Genomic DNA, 14,995 nt, shown 5'->3' on the forward strand with positions numbered 1-14,995 from the left:
AAATGATTAAAGACAAAGTTGCAATAATTACTGGAGCTAGCAGTGGGATAGGATTTGCTACTGCTTTAGCTTTGTCAAAAGCAGGTGCAAAAGTTGCCATAGGTGCTAGAAGAGTTGACAGATTAGAAGAACTTGCAAAAAAAATTACATCTGATGGTGGAGAAGTATTTTATCAAAAATTAGACGTAACACAAAGATCTGAATGTGAAAATTTTGCTAAAGCAGTTTTAGAAAAATGGGGCTCTATTGATATTCTTGTAAATAATGCAGGGTTGATGCCTTTGAGTTTATTCAAAAGCCTCAAAGTTGATGAATGGGATAAAATGATTGATGTGAATATTAAAGGCGTATTGTATTCTACAGGCGCCGTAATTTCACATATGAAAGAAAAAAAATCGGGACATATAGTTAATCTTTCATCTGTGGCAGGAAGAGTTGTTTTTGCAGGCGGTAGTGTTTATTGTGCAACAAAATATGCAGTTGCAGCATTTAGTGAAGGATTAAGACAAGAATTTAGCGTTCGTTCTAACATTAGAGTAACTAGTATTGAACCAGGAGTTGTTGCAACAGAACTTACTGATACAATTACAGATGAATCCTTACAAGGATTTGTTGAAAATGTAAAGAAGATGGAATCTTTACAAGCAGAAGATATTGCAAATGCAATTTTGTATGCAGTCGATTCTCCATCACACGTAAATGTAAATGAGATTTTAATACGACCTACAACTCAAGCACTTTAAGTTGACAGACATTCCACATGTTGTAATTTTGGGAGGAGGATTTGGTGGACTCTCAGCTGCAAATGAATTAAGAAACACATTGTCCTCATCTCAAGTAAAAATCACTGTAATTGATAAAAAAGACTGGTTTATGGTAGGATTTGCAAAATTATGGATCATGAATGGAACTCGAACTTTTGAAAATTCAACTGGATCACTAAATGAATTACAAAAAAAAGATATTGATTTCATCAAAGATGAAATTTTATCAATTAATTTTGAAGACAAAAATGTAAAAACAAAAACTAAAGAAATTTCATTTGATTTTCTAATTATTTCAATGGGTGCAGTATTAGCTCCTCAAAAAATTCCTGGATTAGAACAAAACGGATTTAATCTTTATGATCATAATCAACTTTTAAAAATCCATGAAAAACTTGAGAGTATAGAGTCTGGAAAAATTGCAATATCTATAATGGGAATGCCTTACAAATGTCCTCCAGCACCATTTGAGGCTAGTCTATTGATAGATTCCATGCTAAGAAAAAGGGGAGTGCGTGATTCTGTGCAAATCGATTTCTATAGTCCTGCTCCTATTACTTTACCAGCTGCTGGACCTGAAGTTAGTAAACAAATTCTTGAACTAGTAAATTCTGAACAAATTGTTTTTCATAATTCATGTAAAATAAAATCTGTTGAATCTAAAAAATTAATTTTTGAAGATAGTGTAGCTGATTTTGATTTACTTTTAGCCATTCCACCACATATTGCTCCCCAAATTATTTATGATTCTGGATTAGCTAAAGAATCTGGATTTATCCCAATAGATAGAGATTGTAAAACGCCAATTGAAAATGTCTTTGCAGTAGGTGATGTGACTAGTTTAACAGTTGTAGAAAAAATGACAGTTCCAAAAGCCGGAATTTTTGCAGAAGGAGAAGGTATTACAGTAGCACAAAATATTATTGCAAAAATTCAATCTAAAGAAGAATCTGCACTATTTGATGGAAAAGGTGGATGTTTTATTGAATCTGGAAGAGACACTGCATCTGTAATTGAGGTTGACATGTTTTCACAATCTAAACCTTTGACAAATCTTACAGAGTCAACTTCTGACAATCTTTCTAAAAAAATAGAATTTGAAAAAGAAAGACTATCAAAATGGTTTTAGTTTATTCATCTAAATCTTTATTTTTTGAAAGATGTTCTAAAATTGCTTTAACTCCCACATCAATTTCTTGAGTATTTTTTGAGAGATTGAGTTTTTCTGGAATGTTATTTTTAAAATCCTCAGCTTCTGTTTCTATGCTTCTTCTTTGAACACAATCAAGATGATCTTGATCTGTAGCAGAAATTTTATGACAAATATTACAAAGTTTCATTAATTCTGTTTACCAATAGGACGATTTAATAATTTCATTTTGTGCCTATGATGCGAGGGATCGTAGTCTAGCTTGGTATGATACTAGTCTGGGGGACTAGTGGTCGCAGGTTCAAATCCTGCCGGTCCCATTATAATTTTAAAATTTTGAGTAATTTTTCAAAATTTTCTTGTGATTTTTCTTGTTTGTATGATTTTAGTGCTCCAATAATTTTTTCTTTGGATGAATTTTTATAAATTTTTTGAACCTTTTTGGAAATTCCAGATCCAATGAAAAAGGCTTGAGTAATTGATGTAACATTAGATGGTCTTCTCTTTGTACTTGAACTTTCAAAATCTATTAGTGAAGATTTTATTTTTCCTACGATAACATGTTTTGAAATATTACTTAATTCACCATGATCAAATCCCAATTGATCTAATCTATAACAATCTTCTAATACACTTTTTATTGTTAATTTTAATTTTTTTGCACTTCCAACTCCCTTTAACATCTCAATCCAATTACTGAATTTTTCTCCTTCAAGATATTCCATAATTAAGAAATTTTTACTAACATCAATCATTTTTGGGCCTACTTTAACTGAATTGACTAATTTCAACAACACTGCTTCATTTTTCATATCCTTTCTTGGAGAATCAGTTCTTCTAATTTTTAAGGCAACTTCTATGTTGCCTTTTTTTGCAATTACTACAACACCAGTGTATCCTTTTCCCAAAATTGCTAAATTTCCAAGTGTAGTAGGACCTGTCAAAGAAATTGATTTAATTTTTAATTTTTCTAATTCATTTATTCTTGATTTAATTTGACGATTGGTTGCATTTGGATATCCTATAATGTTTGAATATGGTTCTTCTAAAAATTTCTTAATTGAAATGAAGGAGTGTGCCATCTATCGAAATCAATTCAGCTGCTTCCTCTTTAATTGATTTGCTTAGATTTTTGTTTCCTACAAATATCTTGAATCCTTGTTTAAAATCACTTTGAAGACCTTTTGGTATGCCTACTTGAAGATTTTTCTTTAAAAATTCTTTCATAAAATTCACTGCATCAGTATGATTTCTTTTCTCTAAGGAAATTATTTTTTTATTATTTCCCACCCATAGTAATTCTGCATTTTTAAGATTTTTAGCAATGAAACTATGAGTGCTATCTTCTCTAAAAAATTCAGGTCCATTTTTAGAATAGATTTCATTAATTTTGATAGACTCTAAAAAGAACAAAAGATAGGCTTCTTTTTGTTGATCTGTATGAGATTTGCTTCTCAGTACATTAAAACCTCCTAATTCTAACTGAGTGGACAATGTTGAAGTTGCTCTTTTAATTTGCCCCCAGATCATATCTGGACTTCTGGCTCTGAAATTAAATTTTACAACCAATAAATTATTCCAAAATTTATTTGTTGGTTTTGATTTTCTAATCTTAAAAAATCCTAAACTTGGTTTTTCTTTAAATGCTCTTGAAATAAGAATAAATTTTCCAATGTTTTCATTAGAGATAGCAGCAGCTAGATTTCGATTACTGTCTATAGGATCAATTACTACAATTGATGTATCAAATTTTTTAGTTGTTTTTCCAATAATTTGATTTTCATTAATTTTTGAAATTGATTTTATTAGATTTTCAAAACTTCCAAATTCTAAAATTAAAACTTCTGAAATATACCCACTGAATCCTTGTTTTGCTATTTCTGCGCCATAAATTCCATTTGATTTTAAAAATATTTTCAAAACTCGTACTTCGTTTCTCATTTTTGGTGTTAATGATTTTTCCATAAATTTTGTATGAAATGGTGATCTATCTGCAGCACTTTTCCATTCTCTGATCTTTACATCATAACACGGTACTACATTGATCTTGGTATTTTTGATTTTAGCCTCAACATATGGATGTTGAGAATATCTAACATAGGGAGAATATTTTTTCAATGAATCAAATCCAATTTTTTTAGAAATATTTTCAAATTTTTCTTCAGATACATTTTTTTTAAATTTAATGAATATGTCCACATCTGCATCCTTACTTAACCAAGTTCCTTTAGCAAATGATCCTCCAAATTCTAATCCTACAACTTCTGAATATTTTTCAATTTCTTTTTCAACTAAGCTAAAAGCTGTTTCTGCAATTTGCTTCTTTGATTTTTCTATTATTTTTGAAGGTATTGCAGTTTTAGAGATTTTGGAAATTATTGGATTCATTTTTTTGCATTAACCTCCACCAAATCTGAATAAATTGGTCCACTCGTAGTAAGCACGCTTTTTTTCAATTTAATATTTGATATCTTTTGAATTCCAAAATTTGTCATTTTATAATTTTTCAATTCTCCTGATATATCTCCAATCTTCTTTTTAATTCTAAATACTGTGATATGAGGTTTGAATGGTTTATCTAAAAAAAATCCTAGTGGCTCTAATACTTTTTCCACTTTTTTGGATAGTTGAATTAACATATTTCCTCCAATTTCATCTGTTCCAATCCAAACTACTCTTGGAAACTTAGGTTTAGGAAATGCTCCAATTTCCTTTAAATTAACATCAAAACTTGAAAATTCGATTGTTTTAAGAGACTGACTAACTTTCTGAGCAATTTCATCTGAAATTTCCCCCAAAAATTGTAAAGTAAAATGCATATTTGCCAATTCTACAGGTTTAGCATCAATATTGATTTCTTTTTGAAATTTTTTAATTGAATTAATTATGTCATTATTTGTAATTTCAATAGCTACAAAAGCACGCATCATAATATTTTTTGAAGTATGTTTATAATAATTTCCGGTAGCTTCATAGACGAGCCTTTTTTTTGATATATGTTGACAAAACTAATTGTATGTTTAACTGGAATGCCTGGAGCGGGCAAGTCTACCATTGCAGAAGGATTACAATCCAAAGGCTATGAAATAATCAATATGGGAAATACTGTCAGAGAAGAAGCTAAAAAAAGAAATTTAGAATCCACTAGAGAAAATTTAGGAAAATTAATGCTTGAGTTAAGAGAAAAAAATGGTCCCGGTGCTATAGCTGAGTTAGTTAAACCACAAATTGAATCTTCGACTTCAAATGTAATTTTGATTGATGGAGTTAGATCTAATGATGAAATTCAAGTACTAAAAAAATATGGTATAGTGAAATTATTAGCAGTTCATGCTTCTACCGATACTAGATTTGATTTTTTACAAAAAAGGGGAAGATCAGATGATCCTCAGACAAAACAACATTTTGAGGAGAGAGATAACCGTGAATTGGGAGTTGGTGTGAGTAACTCTATTGCACTTTCTGATAATGCAATATCCAATGTTGGGAAAACAAAAGAAGAATTAATTGAAGAAACTTTTAAAATTATTCAAAAATGGTTAGAATGAAAATTCCAAACATTAATTGTAAAATTGAAATGATTTGTCCAGTAAACTTATCGGAAGATCCTGATAAAATTATACAAGCAATTTCTAATATATTTCCATATTCATCTATTAAAAATGAAAATTTTTCAATTAAAGCACAATCAAATGAATTAAGATCTTTAGAAAAAATTTATGAATCAATTATATCCACACAATCTCAAAAAAGCTATACACGCAATTTAGAAAATAATTTAGAAGGAAACATTACTTGGTTTTTTCTAAATAAACAAGCAGCTTTTGTAGATCAAGTTGCAATATGTGATGAAGCAGAAGAATCCCCTCTTGGACCAATTAAGGTAATCCTGAATTCATCAAACATTGATGGAATAATTGATTGGATTTCTTACTAAAATAGTTGAAAATTAGCTAAGAAAATTCACTCATTTTTGACTATTTTTTTCAGTTTGAATCTAAAATCTTTTTTTTAGAATTACTCTATGATGCTCATCAAGCTAGGCATAATTGCAGGAATTATAATCTTGGGAGGGATGATATTTTCAAATGAAATTGATAATCTATTTCCTACAACTTCAGCAACTGTACTTGATTCTCTAAAAAATGATATTGGTATTTTTGGTTCTAAGGCTTCTGATTCAGTAGAACAAAGGATCGATTCATCCATAGACAAAATCGTAGATAAAACAGGCGAATCTATATCTGATGGAATAACTGATGCTGGGGATAAAATATCAGATGAAATCTCTGATGTAAAAGAATCATCTCAAAAAACTATCAAAGAGGAAATTTTAAATTTTAATCCAATAGAATCAATCCAAAATATTTTCACTGATAGTTCAAATTCTGATTCTAGTCAATCATTAACTAGTCAATCATCAATTAACAATGTTTCAACACAAAATACTGTTCAAATTCCATCTGATACACTTTCTTTGTCTACTAAACAACAATCAGATGATAATATTCTACTTCAATATGTTGATACAAGTGGAAAAACAAAAAGTGTTAATGTAATAATTAGAACTGCTGACAAGGAAATTTTTTCTGGAACTTTCTTTACTTCAAAATTTGATACCAATGTAAATGATGCAACAGGAGTTCCATATTATGTAGATATGATTGTAGAACATGAAGATTATGGAACAGTTACTTCATCAGTTTTCAATCCAGGAGATTATTCAGATACTAAAATTAACGGTATCTTTTCACAACCATAGTTTAATTTTTAAATAATGAAATTAATTTTGGTAGAGTTTCTACACTTGTATTTCTAATATTTTCATCCATTTCTTCTGACATTTCAGTTTTTTCTGGATTAATTTCAATCAATATTGCATTATTTTGTTTTGCATATAGTGGAAGTGTATTTGCTGGTGAAACTACAAGTGATGTTCCTACTATTATCATTAAATCACATTGACTTGCAAATTCAATAGCGTTTTGCCATACATCTTGCGGTAATAATTCTCCAAACCATACTACATCTGGCCTTAGTATATTCCCACATTTACAAAGAGGTGGAAAAACAGAAATTTCAGTCAAAATTTCTTCATTGTAATCACAAACTGAACATCTGATCTTTACAATACTTCCATGCAATTCTAAAACATTTGAACTTCCAGCTTTCTTGTGTAATCCGTCAATATTTTGTGTCAGAACCGTAACTTGAGCATATTTTTCAAGTTCTGCAATTGCCTTATGACCTAAATTTGCTTGTGCCTGGAAAATATTTTTCCTTCTCTCATTATACCACTCCCACACCAGTTTAGGATTCTCATAAAATGCATCAATAGTGGCGAGTTTCATTGAATCATAATTTCTCCATAATCCATCATTTCCTCTAAATGTTGGAATTCCACTTTCTTGTGAAATTCCAGCTCCCGTTACAAAAACAATTTTTTTATAATTTTTTATTTGCCCACTAATTGATTCAAACATTTCATTTAATTTCTATCTCTAGGAGATCTTTTGCAGTAATTACCGAATCATGAATTTCTTTAGCTTCTTTCAAATGTCCTTCTTCATCTTTGTATCTAGCTGAAAAATGTGTCAAAACTAAATTTTTCACTTTAGCATTTTTTCCTAATGTTGCAGCTTGTTTTGCAGTAGAATGACATGTATCCTGTGCTCTATCTTTTTCTTCATCTAAAAATGTTGAATCAAATACTAGATAATCACAATTTTCAAAAAATTTTTCTAATTCTAAAGTTGGCATTGTATCACCAGAAATTCCAATTTTTTTGCCTGGACGTTTTTCTCCTAACACTTGATTCGGTTTTATTGTTCTATTGTTAATTGTAATATCTTTGCCTTTTTGCAAATCACTCCATAGTTTTCCTTCAGGAATTCCTAATTGTTTAGCTTTATCTAGATTAAATCGTCCAGGTTTGTCTTTTTCTTCAAACAAATATGAGAAAGCAATCACTGAATGATTTGCTTTACACACATGAATGGAAAATTTTTCATTCTCAAACACTTTTCCTTCTTTGATTCTAGTTATTAAAACAGGAAAAGATAATCCAAAATTTAGAACTTTGATATTTGCTGCAATAAATTCTTCAATTCCATTTGGACCAAAAATTTCTAAAGTTTCAGTCCTATTTTGCATTGACATGGTTTGTAATAATCCTAAAATTCCTATACAATGATCTCCATGCATATGTGTAACAAACAACTTCATTTTTTTATTCCAACCTAAACCTGATTTCATAAATGATATTTGGGCAGCTTCACCTGCATCAAACATTAAGATCTCACCATTTCTTTCTAGGCAAATACATGACAATCCTCTATTTTCAGTGGGTTGGGCCGCAGAAGTACCCAAGAATACAAGTTTCATTTTATCAGAATTGTTCTTGTCAAGCTTTTATGCCTATAGATATGGTATTTTTTTAATCCATTTAATTTTGAGTTGAAATCCATTTCTTTTTTGTACATAATTGCCACTTTTTTTCGTTTAGGTAGCATTGAGAAAAATTTCTTCAATATTTCTTGAGGTTTTTCTGATGTTTTGGATGCCGTTCCATATGGTAAATCCGTTACAATTCCATCAAATTTATCAGATATTTTTGTTAATCCATGAAATTCAGAATTCAAAACTTCTGAATGATAATTATTTACCTTGAGATTTTTTTTAGCAATTTCACACATTTTTTCATCAAAATCTAATCCAATTCCATGAATTCCCATTGACTCTGCTTCAAGTAGTGTAGTACCTGTTCCACAAAATGGATCGCATACAGTCTCTCCTTTTTTCATTCCAATCAAATTTATCATTACTCTGGTTAATTTCCAATCTAATTCATGAGGGTATTTTTTGATCTTTTTTGGTCTTATTTGTTCTTTAGATCGTTTTGAGAACCCAAAAAAGTTTTCATTATTTGTAAAAATCAGATATACTGTAATGTCTGGATTTTCTAAGTTTACTTTTGCATGAGAAAATTTTGATATCATGTCTCCCATAGAACTCTCTAATTCTGGAACATTGAATTGATTTGATGACAAATTAATCACTCTGCAAACAAAACTTTTTGCATTTTTTAAAACTCCGACATTTTCTTCATCTAAAAATAGCCCCGACATTTTTCTTAAAATTTGTCCCGAGGTTTTTACAAATGTAGCACGTTTTGCTATTTCATTTACATTTGTTTTAGATTGAACGATTACCAAATTGGAAATTACTGTGATTTTAGAAAACCTATCATACATTTTTGCTATAGCTGTAATTTCATCCGTTGCAAGTTCCAGATAATCTTTAGATAAAACAAAAAAACTTTCTGGCATAATTAAATTGCCTTTGCAATAGTGTCAGAAATATCTACAATAGATGTTTTACCTGGAATTGTATTTGAACTAATAATTTTTGTAACACCTGCTTTTTTGATTTCTTTTTCAGCACCATTCATTAAAAGTGCATGTGTACATGCAACATAGATTTTTTTGCATTTTTGTTTTTTAAGAAATTGAGTAGCTTTCACAATACTACCTCCAGTACTAATCATATCATCAACTAAAATCAAATCTCTGTTTGCAACTTCATCTAAGTTTTTTGTTTTAATCTGAACTTTACCTGTTTTTCTGTCTCTTATTTTTTCTAAAGCAATGTATTCTGAGCCTAATTCTTTTGCAAATTCTTTTGCTCTATCTTTTCCTCCTTGATCTGGGGAGACTACTAAAGGATTTTTCAGGCTCAATTTCTTGATATATTGTACCAATTCTGGAATTGCAGATACATTTTTTGTTTTTATTGTAAAATGCTTGAAACCAATCATGCTGTGAATATCAACAGCTATAATTGTTGATGCACCAGCACCTTTGAATAATTTTCCAAGTACTTTCATAGTAACAATTTCTCCTGGTAAAAATTCTCGATCTTGTCTTGCATATCCCATATACGGAATTACGGCAACTACTTCAGATGATATCTCTCTAGCTTTTGAAATAAGTGATAATGCCTGAATTAGATTTGTATCAACTGGAGGGTAAATTGATTGCACGACAATAGATTTTTTTTTAGATATTTTTCCATTGAGTGTTATTTTACTCTCACCATCGGCAAAAATTCTAATTTCTGATTTTACAAAATCTGCCTTTATTCTTTTAGATAGCTTTTTTGCTAGATCTTCGGAAGATTTGCCTGCAATTACTGATAATTTATTCAACAAGAAAATGTGAATTAATGGGATTCTTAAGTTTTGAGAAGATTACTCACTTTCGCCACTACCGTGACCAATATCCCCAATACCATATTTGTCAATAACCTCATTTCTCTTATCCGTCAGTTTATCGATCTCTTCTTGTTCACGCTTTTCATCACCTTGATATACTGTTCTAATTGGCCATGGAATTCTGATATCATATTTTTTAAACTCTTCATACATGATTATTCTCATGTCTGTTTTAGTTTTGAATTGTGCACCATAATCTCTAACATAAACCCATAATGAAAAATCTAATGCAGAATCATTAAACTGATTAAATCTTACAATTGGTTGATTAATATCTACATGAATATCTTTATCACAACCACAACTTGGTTGGTTATTTTCTAAATATGGACATCGAATTTGTCTGATAAGATGTTTGCCTTTACTATCAACAACTTCTTTCATAGCACGTTTTCCAACTTTTACAAGAACTGCTGAAACTTGTTTAGGATCATTAAGATAAGAAACACCCACATTTACAATTGCTGGAACCATCTTTATTCCCTGAGTATAATTAATTACTTGTGCATTGACTAATTGTCTTGTTGGAATTATTGCAATAGACTCATTTAATGCATCTCTGAGATAGGTTACTCTAGGTGTAATTTTATGCACATAGCCGTTATATCCTGTATCAAGTTTTATACGCTCACCTTCAACAAATATCTTATCTTTTCTAATGAGAAAATATGCAAAATAATTTTGCATAGTTTCTTGTAATGCTAAACCTATACCAATTGCCATCCCTCCTGTTGCTGTAGCAAGAACAAACAAATCAACGCCCCACCAAGCCACAACCCCTAAAATTGTTATAATAAAAATTCCAACTGGAAGAATTTGTTTTGCTGATTTTGGAATGCCTTCTTGTTTCTTTTTTGAATATCCTGGAGGACGAGAGCTTGGAATTATCGGTTCAAATTCATTCTCTCTTTTTTCTTCTCTCCATACATCAATTGGAAAAATCTCATCTGGTTTTGCACCTGGCTTTAGCTTTCTTCCAGATTGATTGTTACCACTAATACAATTATGATAATATTTTTTATATTTCAAACGCTCAGATTTTTTCCATTCTTCAAATGGCTTGCCAACTAATTTTTCATATCCACCAATTGGATTTCCTTTTGTTGTTCGAAATTGTTCCAACTCTAACATACCTTCTTTTGTTTGCATCATTTCTTTGAACTTAGCTTCTTCAATTTCTTCCGGAGTTACATTTGGTGGAACCCATTTGTACAATCTATGAAATAAATCCCCATCGTCATCAGCAAACCCTCTCATTTCAAACCAAATATCAAAATCCTCTTTTTCTAATCTAGATTTTTCACGTTTGTTTAAAACAATTGGTATAAGGTGAGAAACCGTATAACCTATTACCAAAATGTTGAATGTATTAAGAATTTTTACAAATATTTCTACAGGTGATGTATCTTCACCTTCAACTATTGATAAATTCTCTCCAAACAAAACTCCAGTTTGTATGTGTACATTAATTGTAGTGATCAATGCAATTGCAAAAAATGGTAGAACTGCTCTACGTACAAATCGAGAAAAATGTGGTCTTTCATAATAGATTTTTTGAGAACCAACCCAAGTAGAAAATTTACTATATCCAATAACTATTCCAATTATTCCTATAATCATTATAGAAAATGCAATTTGAAGCGATTCATTTAATGCTAAAAGCTGTGAAACTGTTTCAAACTCTCCAACTGGAATTTGTGCCAAATCTTCCTCAGCCATGTATAAGCACCATTTTAATCAAATTCATGTTCTAGAATACAAAGGTAACCTCTATTATCATTTCTAATTAATTTTTAATAAAATCAATAATTTTTATGCGTAAAAATCTTGTAAGGTTTAACAAGGGTAAGAGCATTAATTACAAAATGACCTATCAAGAAACAGCATGGGGTGATTCACCATCTCTGAAATCATACACATTATCAAATTTTCGAACTCTTCCACAAATTCAAAAACTAGGTGAAGAAACACAATTTGAGATGGAGGTTGTAGGAAACGTTTTACCTTTTAAAGCAAATAATTATGTCGTTGAACAACTAATTGATTGGAATAATATTCCAAATGATCCAATCTTTGTCTTAACATTTCCTCAAAAAGGAATGCTAAAACCAGAACATTATGAAAAAATGGCAACTGCCTTAAAAAATAACCTTGATAAAAAAGAAATTACTGCAATTGCAAATGAAATTCGTTTACAACTAAATCCACATCCTGCAGGTCAAATGGAACTAAATGTTCCAACATTGAAAGATGGAACCAAGTTATTTGGAATGCAACACAAATACAAAGAAACCTGTCTCTTCTTTCCTAGTCAAAGTCAAACATGTCATGCATATTGTAGTTTTTGTTTTAGATGGCCACAATTTGTTGGCATGGATGAAATGAAATTTGCTATGCAGGAAGGTGAACAACTGGTTCAATATGTAAGAGAACATCCAGAAATTTCTGATGTGCTTTTTACCGGTGGCGATCCAATGATAATGAAAGCAAAAATTTTTTCAAAATATGTTGATGCTTTAATTGATGCTAAACTTCCAAATCTTAAAACAATTAGAATTGGAACAAAGGCATTAGCGTATTGGCCATACAAGTTTTTGACAGATTCTGATTCACAAGAAATGTTAGATATTTTTAGAAAGATTACTGATAGCGGATTACATCTTGCATTTATGGCCCACTTTAACCATTTGAACGAATTATCAACTGATGCAGTGATAAATGCAATTAAAGAAGTAAGAAAAACAGGAGCACAGATCAGAACCCAATCTCCTCTATTGGCACATATCAACGATGATGCAGAAATGTGGGCTAAAATGTGGACCAAACAGGTTCAGTTGGGATGTATTCCGTATTACATGTTTGTAGTTAGAGATACTGGGGCTCAACATTACTTTGGAATTCCTCTGGTAAAGGCTTATCAAATTTTCAAAAAAGCGTATTCTTCAGTTAGTGGATTAGCTAGAACTGTTCGTGGACCAAGTATGTCTGCTACTCCAGGAAAAGTGCATGTAATTGGAACTGCAAATCTAAATGATCAAAAAGTAATTGTTTTGCGATTTTTACAGGGTAGAAATCCTGATTGGGTACAAGTGCCATTCTTTGCAAAATATGATGAAAATGCAATTTGGTTAGATGATCTAAAACCTGCATTAACTGACAAGTTTTTCTTTGATGACGAAATGAAAAATTTCAAAGCAACACATCCGATTGAAGATTATCCTGAATCTTAGAATTAACCTGACTAACTTGCCAACTCTAACTTACAAGATAACATTAGTAAAATAACCTGTAAAAATTATCAAATTGAACATAGATCAAGTATTACAAACTATTAAAGATGAAAATATATCATTCATAGATTTTTGGTTTGTAGATATTTTTGGTGAACTTCATAGTGTTGGAATGCCAAAATATGCAATTGATAAAAATAGTTTTGTAAACGGTCTTGAAAAATTAGATGCAAGTTCTATTGTTGGTTTCAAATCTGTGAATAATTCTGATATGATTCTATTACCTGATCCGTCGTCATTTAGAATTCTTCCACAAGAATATGATCCTGGAACTCGTAAAAATGCAAGAATATTTTGTGATCTTTACGACGGTAGTACAAATAAAGAATCTCGATATAATCGGGACTCGAGAGGAATTGCACGTAAATCATCAGAAAAACTTCAGGAATTTGGATTGACTCATACTAATTGGGGCCCTGAAATAGAATTCTTTGTTTTTGATGCCATCAATGTTTATCCGTCACCTTATGCTGCAACTCATGCTGGAGGTGGCTCAGGTTATTCAATTGAATCTAAGGAATCACCATGGGCAAAAGGAAATGTAAGTACTGCAATATCTTTCAAGGAAGGATATTATCCATCACAACCCAAAGATACTCTTGCTGGATTTCGAAAAGATGTATGCGATGATTTGTACAATTATTTTGGAATAAAAATTGAAGCTGAACATCATGAAGTGGCAACCTCTGGTCAATGTGAAATTAATCTAGTTTATGATGAAATGATTACAATGGCAGATAATGTAATTGCCGTCAAAAATTTAGTAAAAGTTAAAGCAAAAAGAAAAAATAAAGTTGCAACATTTATGCCAAAACCAATTTTTGGCGATAATGCATCTGCTATGCATACTCATCAGAGTTTATGGAATAAAAATACGAATGTAATGTATGATAAAGATGATGATTTAGCACAGATGAGTCAAACTGGAAGATATTATGTTGGAGGAATTCTAAGTCATGCCGCAGCATTATGTGCAATTTCAAATCCTACCACAAATTCTTACAAACGCCTTGTTCCTGGATTTGAAGCACCAGTCAATGTTTGTTGGGGGTTAGCTAACCGTTCTACTGCTATTAGAGTTCCAATGTATAACAGAAATCAAGAAAAAAGTAAAAGAATTGAATATCGTGTACCTGATCCAACTGCCAATATCTATCTTTTAGAGGCTGGACTATTGTTAGCAGGATTGGATGGAATAAAAAATAAAATTGATCCCGGAGATCCTATTGAAGAAAATGTGTACAAGCTTTCTTCAGAAAAGAAAAGAGAATATAATATTGGTGCTTTACCTATATCATTAAAAGGCGCACTTGATTCTTTGGCTAGTGATTCTAAATTTTTAGAAGATGTTTTCACAAAAGATTTCCTTGAACAGTATTCTGAATTAAAATACAAAGAATATTCTGCATTTGCACAAACTCCTACAGCTTGGGAAGTTTCAATGTATGCAGATGCATAATTGGTACAAACATCAATTATTTAATGAAAATTAATAGAACCTTTTTAAAATGAAATATTG

At 30.7% G+C, this 14,995-nt stretch carries 16 protein-coding genes and 1 tRNA gene; 8 read left to right on the forward strand and 9 right to left on the reverse strand.

The window, feature by feature from the left end:
* Positions 1-2: 2 nt before the first annotated feature.
* Together ACW9XH_RS03085 and ACW9XH_RS03090 are read left to right on the forward strand one after the other, a co-directional pair.
* A complete protein-coding gene (locus tag ACW9XH_RS03085; RefSeq protein ID WP_457759180.1) occupies positions 3-743 on the forward strand; it encodes an SDR family oxidoreductase in 741 nt (246 codons plus the stop codon).
* Between the two features lies 1 nt (position 744).
* Positions 745-1,893 (forward strand): NAD(P)/FAD-dependent oxidoreductase, encoded by a 1,149-nt coding sequence (locus tag ACW9XH_RS03090; RefSeq protein ID WP_457759181.1) that lies wholly within the window; start codon positions 745-747, stop codon positions 1,891-1,893.
* Between the two features lies 1 nt (position 1,894).
* On the opposite strand, the gene ACW9XH_RS03095 is transcribed toward ACW9XH_RS03090, so the two are convergent.
* A complete protein-coding gene (locus ACW9XH_RS03095; protein WP_457759182.1) occupies positions 1,895-2,104 on the reverse strand; it encodes a hypothetical protein in 210 nt (69 codons plus the stop codon).
* A 56-nt stretch (positions 2,105-2,160) separates the two neighbouring features.
* Between ACW9XH_RS03095 and ACW9XH_RS03100 the strand changes: the two genes are divergently transcribed.
* Positions 2,161-2,234, forward strand: a tRNA-Pro gene (locus ACW9XH_RS03100).
* Here ACW9XH_RS03100 and ACW9XH_RS03105 read toward each other — a convergent pair.
* From ACW9XH_RS03105 to thpR, 3 genes are read right to left on the reverse strand one after another with little or no spacing between them, the layout of a single operon-like run.
* Positions 2,235-2,996: a serine/threonine protein kinase gene (locus ACW9XH_RS03105; RefSeq protein ID WP_457759183.1), complete on the reverse strand. Its 762-nt coding sequence runs from the start codon at positions 2,994-2,996 to the stop codon at positions 2,235-2,237.
* Complete coding sequence (gene cca, locus ACW9XH_RS03110; protein ID WP_457759184.1) at positions 2,971-4,302, reverse strand: CCA tRNA nucleotidyltransferase; 1,332 nt, start codon at positions 4,300-4,302, stop codon at positions 2,971-2,973. Before cca ends, ACW9XH_RS03105 begins: the two co-directional genes overlap by 26 nt.
* On the reverse strand, positions 4,299-4,841 hold the full coding sequence (gene thpR, locus ACW9XH_RS03115) for an RNA 2',3'-cyclic phosphodiesterase (protein WP_457759306.1): 543 nt from the start codon (positions 4,839-4,841) through the stop codon (positions 4,299-4,301). The genes cca and thpR overlap by 4 nt, the downstream gene beginning before the upstream one ends.
* 69 nt (positions 4,842-4,910) lie before the next feature.
* Between thpR and ACW9XH_RS03120 the strand changes: the two genes are divergently transcribed.
* From ACW9XH_RS03120 to ACW9XH_RS03130, 3 genes are all read left to right on the forward strand, one after another.
* Complete coding sequence (locus ACW9XH_RS03120; RefSeq protein ID WP_457759185.1) at positions 4,911-5,462, forward strand: AAA family ATPase; 552 nt, start codon at positions 4,911-4,913, stop codon at positions 5,460-5,462.
* Entirely contained in the window at positions 5,459-5,851 is a 393-nt protein-coding gene (locus ACW9XH_RS03125) for an RNA-binding domain-containing protein (protein WP_457759307.1), read from the forward strand. The genes ACW9XH_RS03120 and ACW9XH_RS03125 overlap by 4 nt, the downstream gene beginning before the upstream one ends.
* 90 nt (positions 5,852-5,941) lie before the next feature.
* Positions 5,942-6,676 (forward strand): hypothetical protein, encoded by a 735-nt coding sequence (locus ACW9XH_RS03130; protein WP_457759308.1) that lies wholly within the window; start codon positions 5,942-5,944, stop codon positions 6,674-6,676.
* A gap of 1 nt (position 6,677) precedes the next feature.
* Here the strand turns inward: ACW9XH_RS03130 and ACW9XH_RS03135 are convergent, their stop codons facing one another.
* From ACW9XH_RS03135 to ACW9XH_RS03155, 5 genes are read right to left on the reverse strand one after another with little or no spacing between them, the layout of a single operon-like run.
* Positions 6,678-7,397: an SIR2 family NAD-dependent protein deacylase gene (locus tag ACW9XH_RS03135; RefSeq protein ID WP_457759186.1), complete on the reverse strand. Its 720-nt coding sequence runs from the start codon at positions 7,395-7,397 to the stop codon at positions 6,678-6,680.
* A 1-nt stretch (position 7,398) separates the two neighbouring features.
* Entirely contained in the window at positions 7,399-8,298 is a 900-nt protein-coding gene (gene rnz, locus ACW9XH_RS03140; protein ID WP_457759187.1) for a ribonuclease Z, read from the reverse strand.
* A complete protein-coding gene (locus tag ACW9XH_RS03145; RefSeq protein WP_457759188.1) occupies positions 8,295-9,242 on the reverse strand; it encodes a TRM11 family SAM-dependent methyltransferase in 948 nt (315 codons plus the stop codon). Before ACW9XH_RS03145 ends, rnz begins: the two co-directional genes overlap by 4 nt.
* A 2-nt stretch (positions 9,243-9,244) precedes the next feature.
* A complete protein-coding gene (locus ACW9XH_RS03150; RefSeq protein WP_457759189.1) occupies positions 9,245-10,120 on the reverse strand; it encodes a ribose-phosphate diphosphokinase in 876 nt (291 codons plus the stop codon).
* A gap of 42 nt (positions 10,121-10,162) precedes the next feature.
* Entirely contained in the window at positions 10,163-11,905 is a 1,743-nt protein-coding gene (locus ACW9XH_RS03155; RefSeq protein ID WP_457759190.1) for a mechanosensitive ion channel family protein, read from the reverse strand.
* 146 nt (positions 11,906-12,051) lie between these two features.
* Here ACW9XH_RS03155 and ACW9XH_RS03160 point away from each other — a divergent pair, with 146 nt between their 5' ends.
* Positions 12,052-13,416 carry a KamA family radical SAM protein gene (locus ACW9XH_RS03160; protein ID WP_457759191.1) on the forward strand — a complete coding sequence of 455 codons (1,365 nt, stop codon included), beginning with the start codon at positions 12,052-12,054 and terminating at the stop codon, positions 13,414-13,416.
* A gap of 73 nt (positions 13,417-13,489) precedes the next feature.
* On the forward strand, positions 13,490-14,935 hold the full coding sequence (gene glnA, locus ACW9XH_RS03165) for a type I glutamate--ammonia ligase (protein ID WP_457759192.1): 1,446 nt from the start codon (positions 13,490-13,492) through the stop codon (positions 14,933-14,935).
* Positions 14,936-14,995 lie beyond the last annotated feature (60 nt).

It is taken from the genome of Candidatus Nitrosopumilus sp. bin_32a (assembly GCF_054095935.1).

What these genes read in the sequence shown, in the direction of transcription:
- ACW9XH_RS03095 (WP_457759182.1), bottom strand. Translation starts at nt 2,104, where the DNA reads ATGAAACTTTGTAATATTTGTCATAAAATTTCTGCTACAGATCAAGAT.
- cca (WP_457759184.1), bottom strand. Translation starts at nt 4,302, where the DNA reads ATGAATCCAATAATTTCCAAAATCTCTAAAACTGCAATACCTTCAAAA.
- ACW9XH_RS03120 (WP_457759185.1), top strand. Translation starts at nt 4,911, where the DNA reads ATGTTGACAAAACTAATTGTATGTTTAACTGGAATGCCTGGAGCGGGC.
- ACW9XH_RS03085 (WP_457759180.1), top strand. Translation starts at nt 3, where the DNA reads ATGATTAAAGACAAAGTTGCAATAATTACTGGAGCTAGCAGTGGGATA.
- thpR (WP_457759306.1), bottom strand. Translation starts at nt 4,841, where the DNA reads ATGCGTGCTTTTGTAGCTATTGAAATTACAAATAATGACATAATTAAT.
- ACW9XH_RS03155 (WP_457759190.1), bottom strand. Translation starts at nt 11,905, where the DNA reads ATGGCTGAGGAAGATTTGGCACAAATTCCAGTTGGAGAGTTTGAAACA.
- ACW9XH_RS03145 (WP_457759188.1), bottom strand. Translation starts at nt 9,242, where the DNA reads ATGCCAGAAAGTTTTTTTGTTTTATCTAAAGATTATCTGGAACTTGCA.
- ACW9XH_RS03130 (WP_457759308.1), top strand. Translation starts at nt 5,942, where the DNA reads ATGCTCATCAAGCTAGGCATAATTGCAGGAATTATAATCTTGGGAGGG.
- ACW9XH_RS03160 (WP_457759191.1), top strand. Translation starts at nt 12,052, where the DNA reads ATGACCTATCAAGAAACAGCATGGGGTGATTCACCATCTCTGAAATCA.
- ACW9XH_RS03125 (WP_457759307.1), top strand. Translation starts at nt 5,459, where the DNA reads ATGAAAATTCCAAACATTAATTGTAAAATTGAAATGATTTGTCCAGTA.
- rnz (WP_457759187.1), bottom strand. Translation starts at nt 8,298, where the DNA reads ATGAAACTTGTATTCTTGGGTACTTCTGCGGCCCAACCCACTGAAAAT.
- ACW9XH_RS03135 (WP_457759186.1), bottom strand. Translation starts at nt 7,397, where the DNA reads ATGTTTGAATCAATTAGTGGGCAAATAAAAAATTATAAAAAAATTGTT.
- ACW9XH_RS03105 (WP_457759183.1), bottom strand. Translation starts at nt 2,996, where the DNA reads ATGGCACACTCCTTCATTTCAATTAAGAAATTTTTAGAAGAACCATAT.